This is a genomic window from Gordonia sp. BP-119 (genome assembly GCF_016924115.1).
Lineage (GTDB): Bacteria > Actinomycetota > Actinomycetes > Mycobacteriales > Mycobacteriaceae > Gordonia > Gordonia hongkongensis.
This window is the reverse complement of record NZ_JAFFZF010000029.1, coordinates 1-19858: the sequence shown is the minus strand read 5'-3', so window position 1 is coordinate 19858 and position 19858 is coordinate 1. Positions and strand designations below refer to the sequence as shown.

General features: G+C 68.3%; 23 protein-coding genes. 8 read left to right on the top strand and 15 right to left on the bottom strand.

All coding sequences use genetic code 11. The features are described from left to right. Positions 1-97: 97 nt before the first annotated feature. Positions 98-514, top strand: a complete 417-nt coding sequence (locus tag JW364_RS16435; protein WP_159372083.1) for a hypothetical protein — start codon at positions 98-100, stop codon at positions 512-514. 194 nt (positions 515-708) lie between these two features. Continuing rightward, on the top strand, positions 709-957 hold the full coding sequence (locus JW364_RS16430; RefSeq protein WP_205333861.1) for a hypothetical protein: 249 nt from the start codon (positions 709-711) through the stop codon (positions 955-957). Positions 958-1225: 268 nt separating this feature from the next. On the opposite strand, the gene JW364_RS16425 is transcribed toward JW364_RS16430, so the two are convergent. Beyond that, a complete protein-coding gene (locus JW364_RS16425) occupies positions 1226-1858 on the bottom strand; it encodes a hypothetical protein (RefSeq protein WP_205333862.1) in 633 nt (210 codons plus the stop codon). A 49-nt stretch (positions 1859-1907) separates the two neighbouring features. Between JW364_RS16425 and JW364_RS16420 the strand changes: the two genes are divergently transcribed. Further along, entirely contained in the window at positions 1908-2099 is a 192-nt protein-coding gene (locus JW364_RS16420) for a hypothetical protein (protein ID WP_205333863.1), read from the top strand. 156 nt (positions 2100-2255) lie between these two features. Here the strand turns inward: JW364_RS16420 and mobF are convergent, their stop codons facing one another. Further along, complete coding sequence (gene mobF / locus JW364_RS24540) at positions 2256-8453, bottom strand: MobF family relaxase (RefSeq protein ID WP_307814800.1); 6198 nt, start codon at positions 8451-8453, stop codon at positions 2256-2258. Between the two features lie 7 nt (positions 8454-8460). After that, positions 8461-8802 (bottom strand): hypothetical protein, encoded by a 342-nt coding sequence (locus JW364_RS16410; protein WP_240199198.1) that lies wholly within the window; start codon positions 8800-8802, stop codon positions 8461-8463. Between the two features lie 259 nt (positions 8803-9061). Here JW364_RS16410 and JW364_RS16405 point away from each other — a divergent pair, with 259 nt between their 5' ends. The 3 genes from JW364_RS16405 to JW364_RS16395 all read left to right on the top strand — a co-directional run bounded on the left by JW364_RS16405 (position 9062) and on the right by JW364_RS16395 (position 11114). Then, positions 9062-9538: a hypothetical protein gene (locus JW364_RS16405; protein ID WP_205333865.1), complete on the top strand. Its 477-nt coding sequence runs from the start codon at positions 9062-9064 to the stop codon at positions 9536-9538. 17 nt (positions 9539-9555) lie between these two features. Then, positions 9556-10131 (top strand): hypothetical protein, encoded by a 576-nt coding sequence (locus JW364_RS16400; protein WP_014928894.1) that lies wholly within the window; start codon positions 9556-9558, stop codon positions 10129-10131. Between the two features lie 98 nt (positions 10132-10229). Next, positions 10230-11114, top strand: a complete 885-nt coding sequence (locus JW364_RS16395) for a hypothetical protein (protein WP_205333866.1) — start codon at positions 10230-10232, stop codon at positions 11112-11114. Between the two features lie 7 nt (positions 11115-11121). Here the strand turns inward: JW364_RS16395 and JW364_RS16390 are convergent, their stop codons facing one another. From JW364_RS16390 to JW364_RS16355, 8 genes are all read right to left on the bottom strand, one after another. After that, positions 11122-11715 carry a thermonuclease family protein gene (locus JW364_RS16390; RefSeq protein WP_144066083.1) on the bottom strand — a complete coding sequence of 198 codons (594 nt, stop codon included), beginning with the start codon at positions 11713-11715 and terminating at the stop codon, positions 11122-11124. 37 nt (positions 11716-11752) lie between these two features. Continuing rightward, the gene (locus tag JW364_RS16385; protein WP_014928897.1) at positions 11753-11962 is read right to left on the bottom strand and encodes a hypothetical protein; all 210 of its coding nucleotides are present in this window, start codon (positions 11960-11962) and stop codon (positions 11753-11755) included. Between the two features lie 21 nt (positions 11963-11983). Then, positions 11984-12550, bottom strand: a complete 567-nt coding sequence (locus tag JW364_RS16380; protein ID WP_014928898.1) for a DnaB-like helicase N-terminal domain-containing protein — start codon at positions 12548-12550, stop codon at positions 11984-11986. 3 nt (positions 12551-12553) lie between these two features. Next, positions 12554-12976 carry a hypothetical protein gene (locus JW364_RS16375; RefSeq protein WP_205333867.1) on the bottom strand — a complete coding sequence of 141 codons (423 nt, stop codon included), beginning with the start codon at positions 12974-12976 and terminating at the stop codon, positions 12554-12556. Beyond that, positions 12973-13386 carry a hypothetical protein gene (locus JW364_RS16370; RefSeq protein WP_205333868.1) on the bottom strand — a complete coding sequence of 138 codons (414 nt, stop codon included), beginning with the start codon at positions 13384-13386 and terminating at the stop codon, positions 12973-12975. The genes JW364_RS16375 and JW364_RS16370 overlap by 4 nt, the downstream gene beginning before the upstream one ends. A gap of 81 nt (positions 13387-13467) precedes the next feature. Continuing rightward, positions 13468-13704, bottom strand: coding sequence for a glutaredoxin-like protein NrdH (gene nrdH / locus JW364_RS16365; RefSeq protein ID WP_014928901.1), 237 nt, complete (start codon positions 13702-13704; stop codon positions 13468-13470). Positions 13705-14005: 301 nt separating this feature from the next. Then, on the bottom strand, positions 14006-14380 hold the full coding sequence (locus JW364_RS16360; RefSeq protein WP_240199197.1) for a helix-turn-helix domain-containing protein: 375 nt from the start codon (positions 14378-14380) through the stop codon (positions 14006-14008). Then, positions 14377-15051: a DUF6349 family protein gene (locus JW364_RS16355; RefSeq protein WP_205333869.1), complete on the bottom strand. Its 675-nt coding sequence runs from the start codon at positions 15049-15051 to the stop codon at positions 14377-14379. Before JW364_RS16355 ends, JW364_RS16360 begins: the two co-directional genes overlap by 4 nt. A 115-nt stretch (positions 15052-15166) precedes the next feature. Between JW364_RS16355 and JW364_RS16350 the strand changes: the two genes are divergently transcribed. Both JW364_RS16350 and JW364_RS16345 read left to right on the top strand, forming a co-directional pair. Then, a complete protein-coding gene (locus JW364_RS16350) occupies positions 15167-15421 on the top strand; it encodes a hypothetical protein (RefSeq protein ID WP_205333870.1) in 255 nt (84 codons plus the stop codon). Positions 15422-15451: 30 nt separating this feature from the next. Beyond that, positions 15452-15940 (top strand): hypothetical protein, encoded by a 489-nt coding sequence (locus JW364_RS16345; RefSeq protein WP_205333871.1) that lies wholly within the window; start codon positions 15452-15454, stop codon positions 15938-15940. Positions 15941-15974: 34 nt separating this feature from the next. Here JW364_RS16345 and JW364_RS16340 read toward each other — a convergent pair whose 3' ends face one another. The 4 genes from JW364_RS16340 to JW364_RS16325 all read right to left on the bottom strand — a co-directional run bounded on the left by JW364_RS16340 (position 15975) and on the right by JW364_RS16325 (position 19677). Further along, positions 15975-17237, bottom strand: a complete 1263-nt coding sequence (locus JW364_RS16340) for a PIN-like domain-containing protein (RefSeq protein WP_205333872.1) — start codon at positions 17235-17237, stop codon at positions 15975-15977. Positions 17238-17301: 64 nt separating this feature from the next. Further along, on the bottom strand, positions 17302-18333 hold the full coding sequence (locus JW364_RS16335) for a nucleotidyl transferase AbiEii/AbiGii toxin family protein (RefSeq protein WP_205333873.1): 1032 nt from the start codon (positions 18331-18333) through the stop codon (positions 17302-17304). Beyond that, positions 18333-19001, bottom strand: a complete 669-nt coding sequence (locus JW364_RS16330) for a type IV toxin-antitoxin system AbiEi family antitoxin domain-containing protein (RefSeq protein ID WP_205333874.1) — start codon at positions 18999-19001, stop codon at positions 18333-18335. Before JW364_RS16330 ends, JW364_RS16335 begins: the two co-directional genes overlap by 1 nt. A gap of 115 nt (positions 19002-19116) precedes the next feature. Continuing rightward, on the bottom strand, positions 19117-19677 hold the full coding sequence (locus JW364_RS16325) for a hypothetical protein (protein WP_240199196.1): 561 nt from the start codon (positions 19675-19677) through the stop codon (positions 19117-19119). Positions 19678-19858: the final 181 nt, after the last annotated feature.

The following is a 19858-nucleotide window of genomic DNA, read 5'->3' as shown; positions in this document are numbered from 1 at the left end:
CGTCGCCGGGCACGTCTGTCCCGGGTTCGTGATAGAAGCGAACCGCCACACCCGCGCACCCATCACCAGCAACCGATACCGAACAGGACGTGACCTCATGCCTTTGCCAACAGCTCGACTCTCCACCGCCGTCAAGACCATCGTCGCCGGACTTCTCATCACTGCCGGCCTCGCCACTGGTCTCGGCCTCGGTAGTGGGCAAGCGCAGGCGAAGATCGACGACGGCCGATACAAGTACCAGCTGGTCATGTACGGCGTCATCCCCTACCCGGAATCCAACGCGCGAGTGATCGGCAACCGCCTCTTCCAAGACATCTACGGCGTCGGACCGTGGAATGCCACCAACAGCCACATCACCCAGACCCGCAACGGCGGCATCGTCTCAATCGCCGGCGACCCAGTCGCGCACTGGTACTCCCGCATCGAACTACGCAAAACACCACACGGCTACAAAGGTGTTCTGTTCGCCGGCGGCGTCCCCACCGGCGACGTCTACCTACGTAAAGTCCGCTGACCACACAAAGGGTCGCGCAGGAAATGCCTGCGCGACCCTTGCCGTTCGGGCGATCGGACGGACCGGCGCTGTCAGGCGGGCGGTGATGGCCAACAGTGACGTTCACCGCGTTCCGACTGAGGCGTCGACGGGGAGGACATCCTGGCACTACCATTCGCGATGGCAAAGGTCGGGGTTATGAAAGGGAATACACGATGCTGACGAGGTCGGGGATACGCGCGGGGGTGGCGGGTGCGGCGCTCAGTCTCGCGGTAGCTACCGGTGGGGCGATACTGACGGGTCCGCCGGCACAGGCCGCGCGGATCGCGGATGAGTGCACCCTCGAGTTCGCGGATGTTGCGCTCGGTGGCAGTGGCCGTACGTTGCCGGACTCCCGGCCCATCGACGCAGCGATCATCTGGTCTGGTGCGGTGTGGGAATCGACGGCGCCACCGATCTCATGACGGGCGAGAGGTCCGGGAAATCGACCAGTGACACGGTCGGAGCGGTACGAATGAGGGACGCGAACGGTCGCGGTGTGGCGATGCCGAAGTCGGATAGTCGCGGCATCATCCGGCGGACGACCTCAGCGTTCCGCGCAACGACCCCCGTCATGGGGGTGCTGATGCGGACCGTGGACGTCATGCCTCACAGTCCAATGCGGTCGCTCAGGTGTTCGGTATTTCTTTTCGTCGCGGTGCGCGGCGGCATTCCTTCGCTCGGTGGGAACGTTTAGAACAGCTTGTACGTCGATCGGTTCACTGTGAAGCCGTGGCCGGTGTCGAAGTTGCGGCAGGTGGTGCCGGCGTCTCTGTCGACGGTGCAGGTGTAGCCGGAGACGAAGATCGGCTGGTTGTAGGGGAGAACGCGAGACTTTACGTCGCTGATGAACTGGTACTGCGGGTCACCGCGTTGCCGAAGCTGCCCGTGCTCGCCGTTGAGAGAGTCGATGGTGTTGGCTGTCTGAAAGTCTGGATGTTGGTTGATGGTCGGGGCCGCAGAGGGGAGCTGGCCGTGGCATCCGGCCGAGGCCGCACCAGGCGTGCCGATGATCGCGCAGGCGAAGTAGCCAGTAGGGCTCTGGAAGTAAAAGCCACTCTGTCCGTCGACTTGGTCACTGGCCCGGTAGTAGTCGTTGTTGTCGACCCAGTTGGCCGCCACCGGCACCGAATCGTCCTGCGACAGGACCTGATCACCGCCGCGGTCACAGCGGTACATGTAGCCGGACATGGCCAGGTTCCCGTAACCACCGTCGCGTCCGCAGGACCAGCCTTCGATGTCCGGCGGCGCGGCTTCTCCCACTCCCGGGATCGCGCTGATGATGCGGACCGCTTGTGCGCAGTCGGCGTGGCCGCGGTTGATCACGATGCGCCGAGCCTGGGTCGATTCGCACACGGTCCCGGGACCTCGAACAGTGGCGTCGACAGCCTGCGAGGGCGCCACCGACCCGTCGGTCACCGATGTCGGCGAGGACGCCTCAGGCGACGAAGTCGATTGCGTTGCTGTGGATTGGGTGGAGGTCGCCACCTCTGCTGATTGGTCGCCGTCGCCGCATCCCGCGAGCGTGACGGCCAAGGCCACGCTGACACCCAAGGCGGCGAAGTAGCTCCGCCCGACTCTGACTCGTCTCAGGCCCATAGACAGTGATCCCCCTCATCGACCGTGCCGTTACGCTAGCAAATTCGCACGTTCTCGACGCTCCACGATCGGTCAGTCGGCGGGCGCTGCCTGCCGTGCCCAACTTCTTGGGGTTGAGCGAGGGTTAGTCGCCCAGACCAGAGTCGTGGCCCCTATCCCTGGCTGGGGGTAGGTCGGAAGCGTGGGGCACGGGCGAGTGGGGTGCTGCTGTGGGGGTTGCTTCGGGGTCTGGCGGGTTGAGGGCAACCCGGATGGCGTCTTCGGCGTCGCGTCGGGCGGCGGGTAGCGCCTGGCGGCGGTCGCGTTCGGCTCGGCCGTGTTCGATCGCTACCGCGGTGGTGTCGCGGTCGTCGAGGGTTTTCTGTCGGAGTTCGCGGGCGCGGTTGTCGGCGTGTTCGGCGGCCGCGAGTTCGCTTGCAAGCATGGCGGTGTCGGCGGCGCGGGCGGTCAACTCGTCCCACTGATATTCAGGGATACCGACGTCCCGACGGGTCTGTTCGTGGGCGGCGGCGAGGTACTGGTGCTGACGCTCGGCCGCGGCGACTGCCTCGGCGAGGCGCTGGTGGTGCTGGTCGTGCTCGGCTCGTGCTTTGCGGCCGCGGCCGGCTGGCGGCAGTCCCGCCAGGGCGGCGCGCGCGTCGGCGACCCGGGCAGCGGCGTCAGCGAGAGCGTGGCCGGCGGTGCGGGCTGTGGCGATGCGGTCGACGGTGGCGGCGAGTTCGGCGTGGTCGGCGCGCACCCGCGGCGTCTGCTCGGGCGCGGGTCGGCTGGTTTTCAGGTCGTCGACGGCGAGGGTGTGGCGGCGGGTGAGGGTGCGTAGGTGCGCGGTGAGCTGGTCGTCACTCATGGCGCGGAGCGGGTCCTGGTGGAGCCAGTCACGCAGCTCGGCGTCGGCCGCCGGTTCGGCGACCGCGGTGGCGGTGGCTTCGGCGGCGGGTTGCGTCGTCGACGGCGTGACCGCGTCGGGGGTAGCGACGGGTGCGGTGGCCGTGGTGGGCATGAGGTAGGTGTCGCGGTGGTGGTGAGCGGTGTGGGTGAGGGCGTGGACGTGGTTGAGGCGGTTGTCGATTCGGTAGATGCGGGTGGTGAGGTCGGCGCGGCGGGCGCGCAGGTCGGCGAGGTTGAGTTCGTCGAGTTCGGCGGCTTGCAGGCGCATGAGTTCGACGTCGGTGTCGGTGACGCGGACACCGCCGGATTCGGCGATCGCCGTCTCGAGGCGGGCGTTCGCGTCGTTGTAGACGGCGGCGAGGGCGTCGCGGTCGGCGGTTGCGGCGGTGATGCGCCAGTCCAGGGCGGTGGCGTCGGCTTCGGCGCGTAGCGCGGCGAGGTCGGGTGCTTCGTCGTCGCTGAGGGGGTCGTGGTCGGTGGTGTCGGCGGCGCGGAGCTGGGCGGCGGTGCGGCGCAGGGCGGTTGCCTGGTTGGTGAGGTCTTCGATGAGTTGTTCGGCCATCATCAGGTCGTGGTGATGCCCGGCGGTGTCGGCGGCCGCGGCGAACTGGTGGTCGGCGGCCGCGCGCAACGCCAGGACACGTGGGGCCATGGCCTGCTGGTGGGCGCTGGTGCCGGCGTTGATCGCCTCGCGCAGCTGCGCCATGTCGGTGCCGAGTTCGGTGAGTTGGGCGGTGAGTTCGTAACGGAGCGCGATGCATTCGGCCAGGTCGGTCGGCGCGGCGAAGCGGTCGGGTGCAGCGACGGCGTCGGCGGCGAGGTCGTCGAAGTCCAGGTCCTCGTAGCGGTCGAGGTCGTCCGGGTCGAGGACGTCGATGCCGGTTTCCGGCGGCGGTTCGGTGGCGGTGAGCGCGGCGAGGTAGTCCTCGTCGACGCCGACGTTCTCGTCGAGGTTGTTGCCGGGTTGTCCGGTGCGGGTGTCGGCCCAGGGGTCGGCCAGTCCGGCGGCTTCGGCGGCGGCTTCGGCGGCGGCTTCGTCTTCGGGGGTGGGCGGTGCCGGCGGTAGTGGGGTGGTGTCGGTGGCGTGGCTGCTGTAGGTGACGAGCAGTTCGACTCGCCAGGTGAGTAGTCGGGCGTATTCGTCGAGGCGGACGGTGTGGTCGTCGTCGGTGCCGCTGTGGAGCAGGGTGTCGGCAAGGTCGAGTAGCTCGTGGGGGGTCCACTGGGCGGAGTCGGCGGCGCTGACCGCGGCCACGAGTGCGGGCCAGGCACGGTCGGTGAGGATCGCTTCGGCGGCCCGGTCCCCGACGATCCCGACGAGAGCGTCGGCCCAGTCGGGGCGCAGGCCGGTGTTGGTGGCTTCGGCCGCGGCGGGGGCCAGCTCACCGGACAGGCGCCACCACAGAGCGGCGGCTGGCATTTCGGTGGGCAGCGGGTTGTCGGCGAGGGCGTCGCGGGCCAGAGCATCGACGTTGAGGCCGGCGCGGGCGGCCAGCGACAGGTGGTCGGCGAGTTCGGGCCAGTACGGGTCGGCGAGCAGGTGGGGGTCGAGGTCGCGGGCGAGGTCGGCGTAGCGGGCGGCCTCGGCGGTGGTGGTGACCAGGGCGTCGGCGCGCTCGGTCAGCGCGGCGTGACGCCGCGCCAAGGCGATGGAATCTGGTCGCGGTCCGGCGGGACGCCGGTCGGTGTCGTCGACGCCGCGGGCGGCGCGGAACACGGCGAGTTCGGCGACGAGCTCGCCGCCGCGTTCGGCGTCAGCGAGGAGCAGCGGACGCGCCCACACGGGGGCGGTGGTGGCGTCCCAGGCGTGGGCGCGTTCGGTGACGGCGGCGGCGAGGTCGGTGACGAGGGTGCTGCGGCGGGTGAGGTAGGGCGCCCACTGTGGGTCGTCGAACCCGGCGGGTATGCGCGGCAGCCAGGGCAGGGGTCCGCCGCCTGCGGAGTGTTGCTGGGTGGGGTCCAGGCGCCAGTCGAGCACGGCGGCCGGGTCGGCGGCGGTGGCCAGTTCGCGGTGGGTGATCGCTGCTTGCAGCCGCGCGATCGGGTCGTCGCCACCGAGGGCCAGCGTGGCGAGGTGGGTGCGCAGGGTGGGCCAGGCTGCGCACGTGGTCAGTGTGCCGGCGGGGGTGCCGGTGTGGGTGCTGTAGAGGGTGTCGGCGTCGTGTTCGAGGTCGCGCAGCGCCTTGGCGCCGAGGGTGTGTTCGGCGGCCGCACCGAGGGCGTGGTCGTAGGCGGCGGCGGCCCGGGACAGACGCAGGAACGGGTCGACGGCGTCGCGTTGAGCGGTGGTCGCCGACTGCTGGGTGCCGTCGCGGCCGAGGATCGCGGCCAGGGTTTCCAGCCCGGTCTGGGGGTGGCGGGCCTTGGGGGTGGTGGCGTTGTGCGGGTCGGTTTCGGTGGTGGGCAGGTAGATGTGGTTGCCGTGGCGGCCGCGGGTCATCGCGACGTAGAGCAGCTGGCGGTCCAGGGCGTCGGAGCCGATGACGTGGCAGGTGTCGGCGGTCATGCCCTGGGCGGCGTGGATGGTGGAGGCGTAGCCGAGGGTGGTGTGTTCGGCGACGTAGTCAGCGGGTAGCTGCACGTGCCGGTTGAGGTCGAGGTGCGCGGCGGTGAGGGTGCCGTCGGCGCCGATGTGGGTGACCCGCCACCGGTCGCCGTTGCGGACCCAGTCGGTGGCCGACAGGCGCAGATCCCGGCGGTTGCTGCGGGTGCTGATGATGTCGCCGACGCTGGCGGCCAACCCATCAGACAGGCGCAGCTCGGGGCCGCGGAGGCGGGGGTCGATGCCGGCGAGACGGTCGGCGCGGGCCCGTTCGTTGAGGGCGTTGACGGTGTCGCGAGTGGCGGCGAGCATGACCGTGTCACGTCCGGCGGCGCGATCACCCAACCAAGCCAGGTAAGCGTCATCGGCGGCCACGGCGTCAGACTCGACGTGGATGCGGCCGTGGTCGGCATAGAAACCGAGCGCGGCAGGGTCACCGTCGCGCAGCGCCAGCGACGCCGCACCCTCGGCGGCATCGGAGAACCGCACCACCTGGCTCAGGGTGAGAGCGCCGGTTTCGTGGGCGACGTCGCGCAGCACACCGCCGGCCGAGATGGAGGCGAGCTGTTGGTCGTCGCCGACCAGCCGCACACTGCCACCGCGGGCGGCCACACACCGGATCACCTCATCGAGGTCGGCGGTCGAGGCCATTCCGGCCTCGTCGACAACGACGAGGGTGTCGGGTCCGATACTGGTGAACCAGTCCGGCTCCTTGGGTGCGTGATACCCGGGGTCGGCCAGCTTCATCTGTGCCGCGGCCACCTTCGCCGCGAGCTCAGGATTGCCGACGGTGCGCGAGGGCGGCGTCGCGGCCAGGGCGCGGTCGCGGCTGGCGTGGGCGAGTTGGACGAGCTTGGCGGCGGTGTCGGTGGTGGTGTCGAGTTCTTCACGCAACACCGCGGCCGCGGCGGCGGTGGGGGCCAGTCCGATGAGGGTTCCGCCACTGTCGGTCCACGCCCGGGCGAGGGTGCGCAGGGCGGTGGTCTTACCGGTACCGGCGGGCGCCAGCACCAGTTGCACACGGCGCCCGGAGGTGGCCAGTTCGCGCACCATGGCAGCTTGGCCGGCGTTGAGTTCGCGGCCGTTGGCGGCTTGCTCGAGCAACGCGATCTCGACGGTGGCCTCGTCGAGGCAGCGGCCGTCGGCGCGTTTGGCGGCGGCCACAATCCGGTGCTCGGCGGCGAGGATCTCGGTGCTGGTGTGCAGGGCGACGTCGTGGCGCACGAACACCGATTCGCCGTTCGCGCGGCGCAACACTTCCGGCTCGCCCAGGTCGCCGTCGAGGGCATCAGAGGACACCGCGACGCTGGTCTCGGCGGCCAGTGCGGTGTCGACGATGCGCTCGATGGCGGCGGCGAGTTCGTCGGTGTCGGTGATGCCGGCGAAGTCGCGGACACGCAGTTGCCGTTCGGCTTCGGCGCGCAGATGCGGACGCTGCCAGCGGGCGCGGGTGGACGAGATGGTCTCGATGCACGCACCGGCAAGGTCGGTGCACAACTCGTCGGTGAACTCCGGATACTCACGAGTCCGGGGGCGCGGGTGGGTGACCTCGTGCACGAGGTCGCTGATCGCCCGATCGCCGCCCAGGACGCGACGCGCTTGGCTGCGCCAGGCGTGGCGTTGCTCGGCATAGGAGCGGGGTTCGTGCTTGGCCTCGCGGGTGTCCAGGGTGGCCCGCTGGGCCAGATCGAACGCCTCACCGGTCGTAGGTTCGCGGCCGTGATCGGCGTGAAACTGCTGCGACAACTCCCCGAGACGGCGCTCGATCATCGCGCGTCGCGACGACCACTGCGTCATCAGTTCGGTGGACACACCGTCGATCTCGCGGACCGGTCGCTTCCGGGCATCGGCCTGTAGGCGTTCGCTGAACGAGACCCCGAGATCGCGCTGGAGGTAGAGCTCGATGCGCGAGTTGTACACCTCCGAGGCCGACACGGTGGCCTTGAACAACGGGGTGCCGTCCAGGGCCATCCACCGGGTGATCCCGGCGGCGTCACGCACCCGCACCTTGTTGGAGATGGCGACGTGGGTGTGTAGGTCCGGGTCCCCGGCGCGGGAGTCTCGGTGGGTGAACGCCGCGGCGATCAAACCGTCGGTGTCGACCTGGGCGATGCCGTCGGTTCCCAACCGCGACAGGCACGCTTCGCGCTCGATGAACGCCAGTGCATCGGCGACCGCCTGACGGTGGGCGGCCTCGATCTTCTCGGCCATCGGCAGCGGCGCGACCGCCCACAACGCCGACACCGATTTCACCGGACTGAACGTCATGTCGTAACCGGCCACCGCCGACTGACGCCGGCGGCTTTCCTGCGCGATAAACCCTGAGAGCTCGCGCGAATCCCGCGGCGGGCGACGGTAAGTTTGCGTGAATCGCTCGCGGCCCAACTCAGTCCGCAACGCCGCCCGGGTGTCGTCGTCGATGACCGCATCCCACCGCTCGCCGCGGGCGAGATTGTGGTCGCGGAACACCACCGCCAGTTCCTGTAAGAACTCCGGGAATTCGTTGTAGACGGCGTAGGCGTTGCCCAGTTTCGTCGCCGCCAACGCCTCGGCCGTTCGGCAGTCCGAGGACGCCACAGCGTGCTGTTCGATCGCGGTGGCGTTGGGGTGGCGACCCTCGCCGAACAAGGCCTTCATCTGCACCGCCGACACCATCGACCCGGCCTCGACGGTGCGCTTGCCGAGCAGCTGCTCCGACACTTCCAGCCCGGCCCCGACATCGCTCAACCCGGCCAGCCCAGACCCGATCCACTGGCCCGGGGAATCGCCTTTGGCGCTGTAGTAGTCGGCCAGCGACACCCGCCCCTTGTCGGTGGCATCCATCGCCGCAACGGATTTGGTCAGGTACTCATAGCCGTCGCCGGCGGTGAGCTTGTGGATGGTGGCGGTCACGGCCGAATCACCGTCGGAACGGGCGCAACTCGTTGGTCCGGATCACCGCATGGACGCTCGCGCGGTGCGCCCGGACCAGCTCGGCAATGACTCCGCTGGCGACCTCGTCGCCGCCCTCGATCCGCTCGGCCAGCGTCCCGAGAAGTTCCGCGGTGGCGGTAGGGGAGGCCAGCACCTGGGCCACCGCATCCTGAGCGGTCATCCCAGTCGCGGCGGGCCGGTCGTGGCGGCGGACCCACGCCGCGCGGCGGCAGTTCGTCGAGCACCAGCGACGCGGCCGACCGCGTCGCGGTCCGCCGTCTCCGGGCAGCACGCCACCGCAGTGATCGCACGCCCCGGCACCGGCCATGGCTGCATTCTGGCACATGAATTTCGTCGGACGAATCCGGAATGCAAGAGGTGTGTGGGAGTTATCTGATTTTGCAGATCGGGGGAGGTGGTGTGGAAAGTGGTGGCGCAGGGGTGTTGGTGCAGGTGAGAAGGCTGAGGGGTGGGACTGGGAACGCGGAAACGGTGGCGAGGTTGAGGGGGAGTGAGGGTGAAACGTGCACCGAGAACGGGCGTGTGGCGGTGGCGAGGGGGCGTTGGCCGGCGTTATCGTGGCTGGTATGCCGTCGAACAATTCAAAACTCACTGCCAGTCAGGCGCGCGCTGCTGCGCGCAAACGAACCCTCGGGGCGTTGGAGACGCGTCGAGCCGAGGAACGCGCGAAACTCGAACGCAGACTCGAAGCTGAGTTGCGGGTGATGGAAGCCAACGAGGCCAACATCGCCGAGTTCCTGCAAGCCGACTCCGAACTCGCCGCTGCCGAAGCGGAACTGCGAGTGATTACCGAACGGTCAGCGAAGGCGAAAGCCACCGCGCTCGCCGCGATCGCCGAGCGGGTAGGAAGTGTTAGTGGCGCCGCCGATCTCGTGGAGATCAGTGCCGCGAAAGCCAAGACGCTGCTGCGTGAGGCGGGCCTGTCCGTCGCGACGAAGAAGGCCACCCCCAGCGCGGAGCCAACACCGAATCCTGTCGCGCCGGATGCGGCCACCGATGAGACCCGCGGTGAGCCATCCGATCCGGCGGTGATGTCGGCCTAGGGCTCTACGGTTCGGCCATGAGTGTCGACCCTGACCACGATCAACTCGGCCTGTTCGCGGTGCCGGCCACCCACCTGGCGGTCGGCACCGCGACTCCGTCGCCGGGTGTGGTCACCGACCCGACGCTGATGCCCGATGCTCGCGCCGAAGAACACTTCTGGCAGCACGTCGTACTCACACCGCGTGGCTGCTGGTACTGGATCGGGGCGATCAGCTCGCCCGACGGGTACGGCCGATTCACCTTCCGGCGGAACAACCGTCAACGAGCGATCAGTGCGCACCGTTTCGCGCTGCTGCTGGTGCACCCCGACCTCGGTGCCGACGCCGCCGACATCGGCGAGCACTACTGCAATGAACCTCTGTGCGTGCGCGTGGATTCCGCCCACGTGCGTATCGGCACCCAGACCAACAACCTCACCTACGCCGTCGGTCTCGGCCGCCACCGCGGATCACGACCAACCACCGCTATCGACCGCGCCGCGCGTTCGATCATGCTGCGCACCTACCTACGCGACGGCGGCGACCCCGACCACGCGCATCGGCTGTTCCAGCCCGTACCGTCCGCGGCCGCCGACCAGCTCGGCCTGTTCTGAAACAGACACCCGCCTTGTGTTAGTGCCCGGGCGCTCACGCGAGGGGCACAAACCGCATTGCGGCGTCGTCCCGCCCCAAGGCCCGAAAGAGGACTTCGATGCTCGAACTCGAACCCACAGGCTCGCAGATCGTGAGCGGGCGTTGGCAGTTCAACGCTGCGCGCGTCGGCGCGCTCGTGATCGCGGCTGCGGCGTACGCGGCCGCGTTCGGCGAAGGTATCTCCACAGCGATCGACCGCTACGGGCAAGGCGCGTCCACGCAGCCGTTCTCCTGGTCTGGGGAAGTGCTGGTGTGGTTACGGCTTGTCGTCGCAAGTGGTGCGCTCGTCGGCCTCAGTTGGCTGATCCTTCGCGAACTCACCACGAGGCCGTGGTGGTGGTCGTGGCCGCAGTGGACTCGCCGCCCTCCGCTGTCGCGCTCGACCTACGTGGCGTGCGTGAGCGTGTACGTACTGAGCGTGTATGCCACCCTGGGTCTTCGGTGGCTCGTCGACCTCGCGCTGCCAGCGCTCGCCGTCGACGACACGAGCACAACAGCGCAGCGTCCGTTGGCGGCCGCGGTCATCGCGGGACTGAGGGCCGGGTTCGGTGAGGAGGTGTTCGTTGTCGCGGTGCCGATCGCGGCGCTGGCGATGTGGCTGCCGTCGACTCGTGTGGGCTTGATCGCGGCGTTGTGCGTGCTCGTTCCGATGCGGCTGGCCTATCACGTGTACTACGGGGCCGGCCTCTGGGTGAGCATGGGCCTGTGGGCAGTGGTGTCGGCGTACATGGTCTGGCGATGGCGCGACTACCGGCTCGTGATCGGGTTCGCGTTGGCGCACGCGGCATACAACATCTGCGAGGGCTACGCGTTGGCCTTCTGGGGGTTAGTCAGTGTTGCTGCGGCGGGCGTGGTCGCGCTCGCGCTGACGCATCGGGTCCGCACCGGACGGTGGATCACCATGGCACCGCCGCTGCGGGCGCCCGCCCCTGTGCGCGTCTGAGGTTCGGCTATCGCGGGCACTGGCCCCAGACACCGGCTCGGGCTGCTTGCGCGTCGCGTTGGGCGGCGGCGAGGGCGTCGGCGTGGCGGCCGGGTTGGTGGTTGTAGACGTAGGTGCGTGCCCACCCTTCGGCGACGAGTGTGTGGTTGAGCATCGTGTCGCCGATCCAGACGTAGGCCAGGGCGCGGCCGTAGCGGTCGGTGTGGTCTTGGGTGGGGTCGTACTCGAGGTGCACGGTGGTGCCGGGGGCGGCGAGTGCGCGGGTGCGGTCGCTGGCTTGCGGGCCGCACGGCTGGACCGGGGTATTGGGCTTGCGGACCTCGGGGGTGTCGATGCCGAGTAGCCGCACGGTGAGCGCGGGATCGGTGTCGGTGGAGACGGTGATCGTGTCGCCGTCGATGACTCTGGTGACCACTGCGGGCGTGGTACCGCCTGATGGCCGCGACGGCGCAGCAACAGAGGTCGTCCGCGGCCACAGGTCGCCGGGTGCGGGCAGGGCGTCGACGACGCCGCTGAGGGCCACGAATGCTGCCACGACGAGTGCGGCGAGCAGCGCGAGGCGCAGCACGGTGCGGGAGGCGAGACGGGTGAGGGTGCGCATGGACAAGGGCTCCGAACGAGGCGGGTGCGGGCAGGGGTCAGTCGAACAGCGACATCTGCTGTTCGGCGGCGGCGGCGTCGGTGCGGTCGATGTAGGTCTGGGCCCAGTCCTTGACCACGGCGACGGGTTCATCGAGGGCGGTAGCGACTTGGTCCCAGGTGAGGTTGTCGACGTGGCGCAGGGTGTAGGCGTCGGCGTGGAGCTTGGCGAGGTCGGCGGCCGGGTATCGGATGTCGGTGGTGGGCATGGCGGTGTTCCTTTCGATGTCTTAGTTCGGGCGCAGGTTGGACAGTCGGGTGCGGTGTTCGCGTAGTGCGATGCCGTGGGCGCACATGTAGTCCCACAGTTCGGCTTCGGGGAGGTGGTCGGCGGCGTGGGTGATGCCGTCTCCGGCGGCGCGGTAGCGGCGGCGGTAGGCGTCGGCGACGACCATCGCCGCGTAGTGGCGTGCCTGGATGCCGTCGGCGCCGGCGGAGGTCGCCGCGACGAGCGCGCGGGTGAGGCGCTCGGCGCCGAGGGTGGCCGCGCGGCCTTGGCGGCGTAGTTCGTGGGCGACGGTGGTGGCGTCGTGTGCGCGGCGGGTCCCGTCGGCGATGAGGTCGGCGATGATCGTGAACAGTTCGCCGTGGGCGGGCACGTAGAAGTCTTCGGCGCGGACCAGGCCGACGATGTCAGCGAGGTCGTCGTGGTGGGCGGGTGTGGCCCACAGCAGCGCCGAGAGCAACAGGACCTCGGCGTGGCCGGTGTCGCTGGCCCACCCGTGGCCATCAGCGAGCGCCGCGTCGTCGTGAGCGGCGGCGCTCACCGACGGGTCGGGTGGGGTCGCGGCGGGCATGGTTCAGATCACCTGGTGGCCTCGTGTGGTGTCGCCGCGGCCGTCGTAGTCATAGCCGAGGAAGTGGCCGCACTCACGGCGGGCGCGGTCGGCCAGTTCGAGGGCCTGATCGAGCAGGTGGGGAAGCACAGCAATGTCGGCGCGGCGAGTGGACACCTCCGTGAGCGGGAGGCGGGTGAGGTCACCGCCTTCGTAGACGGCGATGACGATCGGGTGAACGGGCGACCATCGCGGGTTGCTCGGCGCGAAGACACCGGCGCCGTTGTCGATGAGTGCCTGCCAGTCGTTGTCGATCATCACCACGACGTCGCGCGTGCGGGTGTAGGCGAGGTGCCCGCTGCGCTGCGTGCCGAAGGTGGTGCGGGTGAACACCAGCCCGGTGGTGGCCGTGATGTCGGCGAGAGCGGCGTCGAGGGTGTCGCTCATCGGAGACGCCGTTCCGCGCGGGCTTCGAGGGCGGCGAGCATCGCTGTGTCGTCCTGGGCGGCGAGCGCGATCTCTTCGGCGGCGCCGATCTCGCACTCGGGTGCGTGCGGATCGCTGAAGTGTTCCCCGCACCTCTGGCAGCAGTCGGAATGGATGTTGGCCAGGGTGACCTGGATGATGTTGTCGTCGAAGTTGGCCACGTAGGCCAGGCCGTTGGGAACGGCGATCCTGACGACAAGGTCTCCCTCGACGTCGGCGAGCGTGGCCTGCACCTGGGGTGCGGAGGTGTCGGCGGGATCCGCTGCGGCGGGGGCGGCCCACAGTGAGGCGTTGTCGGCGGCGATCGTGAGGCCACCGAAAGTCCACTGGGTGTGGTCGTTGGTGGCGCTGGTGGTGGATGGACGGCTCATCCTGGTTCTCCTTGGTCGGTGTACTTCGGGGTGGGTGTCGTCGACGGCAAGTGCGACACCCACGTTGCGGGACTGGTCGGGTCAGGCGGCGGTGGCCAGTGCCTTCACCCGATCGGGGCGGAATCCGCTCCATGACTGCTGGCCGTCGTCGACGACCACGACGGGGGCCTGCTGGTAACCCAGGCTCATCACGTAGTCACGGGCGTCGTCGTCGGCACTGATGTCGACCACCTGATAGGCCAAACCTTGCTTGTCCAACGCTTTGTAGGTGGCGTGGCATTGAACGCAAGCGGGCTTGGTGTACACGGTTATGGTCATTTCTGAAGCCTTTCTTCGGTGGCTGTTTGCTTTCTTCTATTCTATATCTATAGGGCTGTATATGCAAGGGCTGCAACGTCTTTCAGTAGTCGAAGAAATGCACCGAGACATGCTGTTAGGGGTCCTTTGAATGCCCTCCACCTCACCTATTCCAGGATTCTTTTATACGTTTGGAAATCTCCAGAGAAACACGCACCGAATAGCTTCGGAATTGCAGGGGGTTGCGTGACTGCGCCGGTAGGCAAGAGGGCCCTGGCCCTCGGGACGGCTACTGGCGGCGTTGAGAGTGGCGGGGCCGGCGTCAGCGGATGGTGGTGATGAGCGCGCTCGGTGTGGTGTGCAGGGCGCGGGCTATCCGGGTGAGTGTGACCACGGTCGGCGCACGCTCGCCCGCCTCGATGCCGCGCAGGAAGGTCCGGCTGGTGCCGACGGTGCGCGCCAGGGCTTGCTGGCTGATCTTGAGTTCGGCGCGGCGGGCGACGATCGCCGCACCGACGGCGGCCATGACGGCGGTCTCGTCAACGCTGGCGACGGACGGGTCGCTCGACATGGGATCGGGCCTCTCGGAGACGGTCGGTGATCGTGTGGTGTCGAGCTTGCCAGAGCCAGGGAAGAGCGAGAGCGTGCCGTGCCCGACAGACAGGTCGGGCACGGCACCATCGGTGGTGTCGGTCATCGGCCGAGGGTTTCGGCGGCGACGTCGTAGCCTCCCCACAGTGACCGGCCCGGCACGGCTCGCCACCCGTGCGGTCCGCGGCGGGTGATCATCGGGTAGCCCTGGGGACGGTCGGTGCCGTGCAGTTCGGTGACGGTGGTTTCCCAGTTGCGGCGGGTGCGGCGCTTGGGTCCGTCGTCGTAGGGCGCCGAGGGCACGATCGGGTCGTCGCGCCATCCGGGGAAGCAGTGGTCCAGGCCCAGCAGCGCCGCGTCGGTGTCGTCGTCGACGACCTCGGAGTGCCAGCCGCAGCCTCGGCAGAAGCTGCGCGAGACCAGATCACCCACGCACAGGCAGCCGCGGTGCGATGCCCGGTTGCATCGGAGGTCGGTTTGCAGGGTGATCGGGATGCACGCGCTAGTCGGCTCCCGGCTGCTCGCGTATTCACCGATCGCGACGTGCCAGCCGTGCGAGTCTCGCAGGCAGGCAAGGTCAGGCCACGCCTGGCTCCACTGCGTCATCGCGTGTTGATAGTCGGCAATCGTGGTGCACCGCAACGTATACAGCCTGGGCACGCCGGTCGTGCGTTCGGCGGTCTCGCGTTCATCGCGGGCCGCTTCGGCGAACATGTCGAGTTGCTGGCCGGGCGAGGGCACCGCGGTCGCTGATGTCGGGAGGGTGGTTGTGGTCATGACTTGGCTGTACCCCATAGGGTGCATATTGTGAACCCTATGAGGTACGTGCTTTCGGCGGTCGTATCGCCGGGAGTCGCACGGTCGCAGCAGCATTCACTAAGAGGGGCATCGCATGTCATGGAGCTACAGCAACATCGCCGCCAGCCCGAGCGCGCGTGAGATCATCCGCGCCACCAGCGTGCTGCAGACCGGCCACGCCGAGCTGGTGCCCATCGAGCACGTGCACGCCATGGTCGATCTGACCTGGTCGCAGTGGGCACTCGGTCTCGCCGAAATCCTCACCACCGGTGTCGGGGTCGTCTTCGGTGATGACGAGAACCGCGAATGCCTGTTCCTGACCCGCACGCCGATCTACGCCGCCGACTGATACCCGCGACGTCACCTGAGAGGACACCCAATGACGCGCCGACCTACATCATTCGACCACCACGACATCGACCTGCTCGATCTGCTCGACGGCACCGCTGAGCGCATCGAGGAGCAACGCCGCCTCGAGGCCGAGGTCGCCGCCCTGCGCCAGCTGTGGGAGCAACGTCGCGCGGGGCGACCCGACGGCCTGCCCGTACCGACTGGTGAGGACTGGTGCGGACGCTGCGGGCAGAACACTTTTGACTACGGGCTGGTCATCAACCACGACCTGGGGTACCTCGGATGCCCGGTCGAGGTCGACCCCACCTGGTCGAAGTACCAGTGTGTCGGCTTCCGTGGCGCCGTGGGTTACCCGTCGGGAACGCTGACCGTCGACGACCTCTGCGACCGCTGGGATCGCCAGTTCTTCCCCGACTGCGTATGCGGACACCCCTGGGGAGTGCACACCCATGCCGCCCACCCCACCTGGAGCTTCGCCTGCGGCACTTCCTGTGGTTGCCTGCTCTATAAGGAGTGAACGACGCGCCATTGCCGCGTGGCGCTGAGATCCCTCAGTCGTCTGCGCTGGAATCAGCCTCGGCGGGGTCATCACCATCACCGGGCCTGTCGTCGTCGATGTCGTAGCTGTAGCCGTAGTCGTGAAGTTTGCGGCGGGCAGCCGCAATGCGCTGCTGGAACTCTGGGGAGCGCACGATCTTGGCTAGCTCGGAGACGAATGCCTGTCGTTGCTCGTATTCTGCTGCGCCGCGATCCCGCTTGAAGGATTGCAACAGGTCCGCAGCTTCGCTGTTCCTGGCCACCACCCGAGCTATCTCCCGGTAGTCCGCGTCAAGCTCTGGATAAAGCTCTGTGACCCTCATTCCCCCATGTGGCGTGCCCGCGGAGGTCAGTGAGACTCGCGCGTGCTTGACCTCGTCGATCACGTCCTCGTCTACATCGGCGTTCAGGTACTTGTTGAGGTCATCGAGGAAGGCGTCGGTACTGATGTGGTGGTAGCGGTGGCCGGTCTCGTCAGCGAACTCCCGTCGGAGGTCGGGCAATGTCCCAAAGTCCTTGTCATCGACGATTTGACGCCAGTCTGCCTTCATGTCGTTGCTCACGAACAACACGTTCTGCTCGTCAGTTTTGGCCAGGTCCATCATCTCCATCCAGATGAGCGGGTCTCCGATTCCGCCGTCGCGTTTGGACTCATCGGCTCCGGTCCCGGGGGGCATGGCAGCGGCGAGCCGAGCACGCGCTTGGTCCTCCCGTGCCTGGAGGTCGGTTGCTGTCCGCCGCTTGCCGATCTGACCGGGATCGGTGAACAGCTTGTCGATACGGTCTCGGATCGGGTCAGTTATCTGAATTTGTTTGGGGTGGAGGATGTTCGACTCTCGCTCTGTCCGCAGTGCTTCGCTGACCGCGGTCGCGGCTTCTTTGAATGCCTTGTCTATCGCATCGAGTAGCCGTTCCCGTACTTCTGTGTCCTTGACATCCTTGACCGCTGCGCGGAGGTCTTGCAGGAGTGGACTGTGGGCGCCATTCTTCTTGGCCCCAGAGATTAGGGTCGTAGCTCTTGAGTATTGCTTGGCGTGTTCTGCTGCGACAGTCAGTCGTCGACGGTGGTATTCGAGGCCGGCGCGGTACGGAAGGAAGAGGCGGGGACGGATCTCGTCCCGTTCGAGCTGGGCGAGGATCTTCTCGCGGGACTCTTTCGATATCCGGTACAGGTCGAGTAGAACGTTGGCATCCAACGCAATTCTGGCTGTGGTGACGAAATCGCGGCGCTCATCGTCGCCATCGGCGGGGTACCACTCACCGAACACCTCACGCATCGCGTCCTCCTGCCTCCTGCCTTCGCTGCCCTGTGCCCGCTTTGCGGCGGGCCGCTGGTCAAATCTAGAGCTCGGGTCCGTGGTCGCGGGAGCGTTCTGCCGGTGGCTCTGGCGGCCGGGTAGAGGTCTCCGGTTCGGATGTTCGAGGCGCCGTGCGTGGAGCGCGGGTGTCGCCGAGAAGTTCTCCGATCGTGCGTGTTCCCTCCGACGTCCAAACACCGTCGTTGGGGTTCCACCGGCCGTGCCCCGTTACGCGTGTCAGGACCGGTTCGATGAGGCTGTTGGCGGCCGTGAGCGCGGCGTCGGGCTGGTGCAGGTTCGCCGGCAAACCGCTGTGGGCGGCGTGCTGGGGGTAGTCACGTTCCCAGGTCGGGTTGGGCAGGACCAACGGCACCGGGATTGTCAGACCGCGGCGGTGTTCTTGGTGGCGGATCGCGGTGTGGAGCTGCTCGGCGTCGAATGACTGGGTGCGGGCGAGGATGACGAGGTCGACCAGATCGTGGGCGCGGGTGGAGGGGGTGTCGCCGTGGGTGCCGTGTAGCTCGTAGAGCGCGGCGACCTTGTCGGCGACCGCTTCGGCGGCGGCTTGCATCCGGATCACGGGCATGGGGTCGAGTTCGTCGAGCGCGAGCACGGGGTGAGGGCTCAACATCTCGGGCGGTAGCAGCATCTCTCGGTGGGTGGCGATGTCGAGTTTGGCGTTGGAGAACCGTTGTCCGGCAATGTTGTAGTGGATACGTCCCGCGAACAAGCCTGGGCTACGGGTCGCGGTGATCGTGACGTCGAACTCGCCGAAATCGCCGGGGCCGGGTTGGACGGCCTGGCGCAGCGATCGCTGCATGTGTTCGGCGTCGAGGCGGGTGGCCAGGTCGGCGTCGGCGGTCGGGCGGGCTTGGGTCGGGACGCGGAACTGCAGGGCGGTGCCGCCGGTGAGGATCCACTGGTCGGCGTCGGGGGAGCGGAACAGCCGGGCCAGGAACAACTGGAGGGTGACGGCGCGGGCGAGCTCGTCGCGGCTGAACCTGCTCGTGCGAGCTTCGGCGGACAGGCGGGCTCTCAGTCCGGCGCGGAAGGCCTCTTCGGACGCATAGGGCATCAGCCGACCAGCACCGGCCCGGCCGGCATCTGGGCCTGATCGAGCAGCGAGGCAAACAGGTCGGCGCCGGAAGCGTAGTTCCAGCGCGGCGCGGCCCGGTCACACACTGCGATCAGTTCGTCGGCGTCGACCAGTGACTCGCTCAGGCAGGTGTGCAGCGCGGTCCCGATGTGCCCGCCGTCGCCGTGGGTGAACAGCAGGTCAGCCACGGTACGGGCGGGGGTGGTCACCGGCAGTCCGTCGACGAGGTCCCAGTCGCGGCCGCGGTCGCCGATCGGCCGGCGCCAGGTGCGCACCGAGGGGTCGCGGACGCTGATCCGGTGCGGGCTGCTCAGCTCGAGGCCGGATGCGGTGATCGTGCCCAGTCGCAGAACTTGGGCGGCGGCGGCGTGACTCACCACGCTGTCGGGGTGGGCGCGGCGTTCCTCGATGTCGGCGGCCGGGTGCAGCGCCAACCACTGTGCCGCCCAGTCACCGAGGGTCGTCCAGGCCGAGGACTCGGGGAGCTCGTAGACGCCGTGATGCACCCGGACGATGGCCTCACGCTCGGCGAGCCGGGCGAGTACGTAGGGAGCGACGCCGAGGTGGCGGGCTTGGGCGGTGGTGAACAGGCCGAACTGGCGATCCGCCAGGTCGCGGATCGCGCCCCACCGGCCAGCGTCGATCATGCAGCAATAATAGCAATCGGTGTGGTGGGTGACCGGCACGAGAACACTTCCTCTCCTGCTGGGGTGTGGGTCTGACCGGCCCCGGCGTGGCTGGTTTCGCCGGGGCCGGTGATGGTTACGCGCCGCGGGGGTGCAGGACCTCGCGGAGTCGGGTGCCGATCCACAGGGGCACGGGTGGGGTGACGGCGTTGCCGTAGCCGTCGATCTGGTCGCGGCCTTTTCCCCAGACGGTGAAGGTGCCTTTGTGGTCGCCGAAGTCGGGGTCGAATCCGCATCCGCGGCCGACCTCGTGGGGGGTCATCATGCGGAAGAAGCACTCTTCGAGGGGAATCTCGGCGAGGGCGTCGCGCCAGTGAGTGGCCAGCAGGGCGGTGGTGTCGCGGCTGGTCATGGTGCCGAGGGGATCGGTGAGCGGGTGGGCGGCGGTTTCGGTGCCGGTGCTGCCGTTCTGTTTGAACCAGCCTGCGAGCAGGGCGGGGTCGCCGGTCGCGGTGAGCAGGCCGGGGGTCTGTTCGGCGGTGACTGTCGGCATGGCCTGGGCGTGGCTGGTCGGGGTGGTGTGTTTGCGGAAGGGCACCACACCCGAGGACACGATGCTCAGGGTTTCCGAGCCGCCCTGGGTGGGCAGGGCCTCGTCGAGGCCGCGTGGTGCGCCTTGGAAGTTGTTGATGGCCATGGCGACTGGGGGTGTGAGCAGGCCGGTGGCGTTGGTGGCGGTCTGGGTCCACAGTGAACCGTCCTGGGTCTGGTGGAGACCGTGATCTCACCAGGAGAATGCCGGTATGGGTGCACTGAGGAAGTTTGATCCAGAGACGCGTGAGCGGGCTGTGAGGATGTATCACGACCACCTCGCCGAG

Excerpts from the sequence above, each read along its gene's own strand:
- JW364_RS16435 (WP_159372083.1), top strand. The coding sequence starts at position 98 with ATGCCTTTGCCAACAGCTCGACTCTCCACCGCCGTCAAGACCATCGTC.
- JW364_RS16430 (WP_205333861.1), top strand. The coding sequence starts at position 709 with ATGCTGACGAGGTCGGGGATACGCGCGGGGGTGGCGGGTGCGGCGCTC.
- JW364_RS16410 (WP_240199198.1), bottom strand. The coding sequence starts at position 8,802 with ATGGCCGGTGCCGGGGCGTGCGATCACTGCGGTGGCGTGCTGCCCGGA.
- JW364_RS16405 (WP_205333865.1), top strand. The coding sequence starts at position 9,062 with ATGCCGTCGAACAATTCAAAACTCACTGCCAGTCAGGCGCGCGCTGCT.
- JW364_RS16400 (WP_014928894.1), top strand. The coding sequence starts at position 9,556 with ATGAGTGTCGACCCTGACCACGATCAACTCGGCCTGTTCGCGGTGCCG.
- JW364_RS16395 (WP_205333866.1), top strand. The coding sequence starts at position 10,230 with ATGCTCGAACTCGAACCCACAGGCTCGCAGATCGTGAGCGGGCGTTGG.
- JW364_RS16390 (WP_144066083.1), bottom strand. The coding sequence starts at position 11,715 with ATGCGCACCCTCACCCGTCTCGCCTCCCGCACCGTGCTGCGCCTCGCG.
- JW364_RS16385 (WP_014928897.1), bottom strand. The coding sequence starts at position 11,962 with ATGCCCACCACCGACATCCGATACCCGGCCGCCGACCTCGCCAAGCTC.
- JW364_RS16380 (WP_014928898.1), bottom strand. The coding sequence starts at position 12,550 with ATGCCCGCCGCGACCCCACCCGACCCGTCGGTGAGCGCCGCCGCTCAC.
- JW364_RS16375 (WP_205333867.1), bottom strand. The coding sequence starts at position 12,976 with ATGAGCGACACCCTCGACGCCGCTCTCGCCGACATCACGGCCACCACC.
- JW364_RS16370 (WP_205333868.1), bottom strand. The coding sequence starts at position 13,386 with ATGAGCCGTCCATCCACCACCAGCGCCACCAACGACCACACCCAGTGG.
- nrdH (WP_014928901.1), bottom strand. The coding sequence starts at position 13,704 with ATGACCATAACCGTGTACACCAAGCCCGCTTGCGTTCAATGCCACGCC.
- JW364_RS16360 (WP_240199197.1), bottom strand. The coding sequence starts at position 14,380 with ATGACCGACACCACCGATGGTGCCGTGCCCGACCTGTCTGTCGGGCAC.
- JW364_RS16355 (WP_205333869.1), bottom strand. The coding sequence starts at position 15,051 with ATGACCACAACCACCCTCCCGACATCAGCGACCGCGGTGCCCTCGCCC.
- JW364_RS16350 (WP_205333870.1), top strand. The coding sequence starts at position 15,167 with ATGTCATGGAGCTACAGCAACATCGCCGCCAGCCCGAGCGCGCGTGAG.
- JW364_RS16345 (WP_205333871.1), top strand. The coding sequence starts at position 15,452 with ATGACGCGCCGACCTACATCATTCGACCACCACGACATCGACCTGCTC.
- JW364_RS16340 (WP_205333872.1), bottom strand. The coding sequence starts at position 17,237 with ATGCGTGAGGTGTTCGGTGAGTGGTACCCCGCCGATGGCGACGATGAG.
- JW364_RS16335 (WP_205333873.1), bottom strand. The coding sequence starts at position 18,333 with ATGCCCTATGCGTCCGAAGAGGCCTTCCGCGCCGGACTGAGAGCCCGC.
- JW364_RS16330 (WP_205333874.1), bottom strand. The coding sequence starts at position 19,001 with ATGATCGACGCTGGCCGGTGGGGCGCGATCCGCGACCTGGCGGATCGC.
- JW364_RS16325 (WP_240199196.1), bottom strand. The coding sequence starts at position 19,677 with ATGGCCATCAACAACTTCCAAGGCGCACCACGCGGCCTCGACGAGGCC.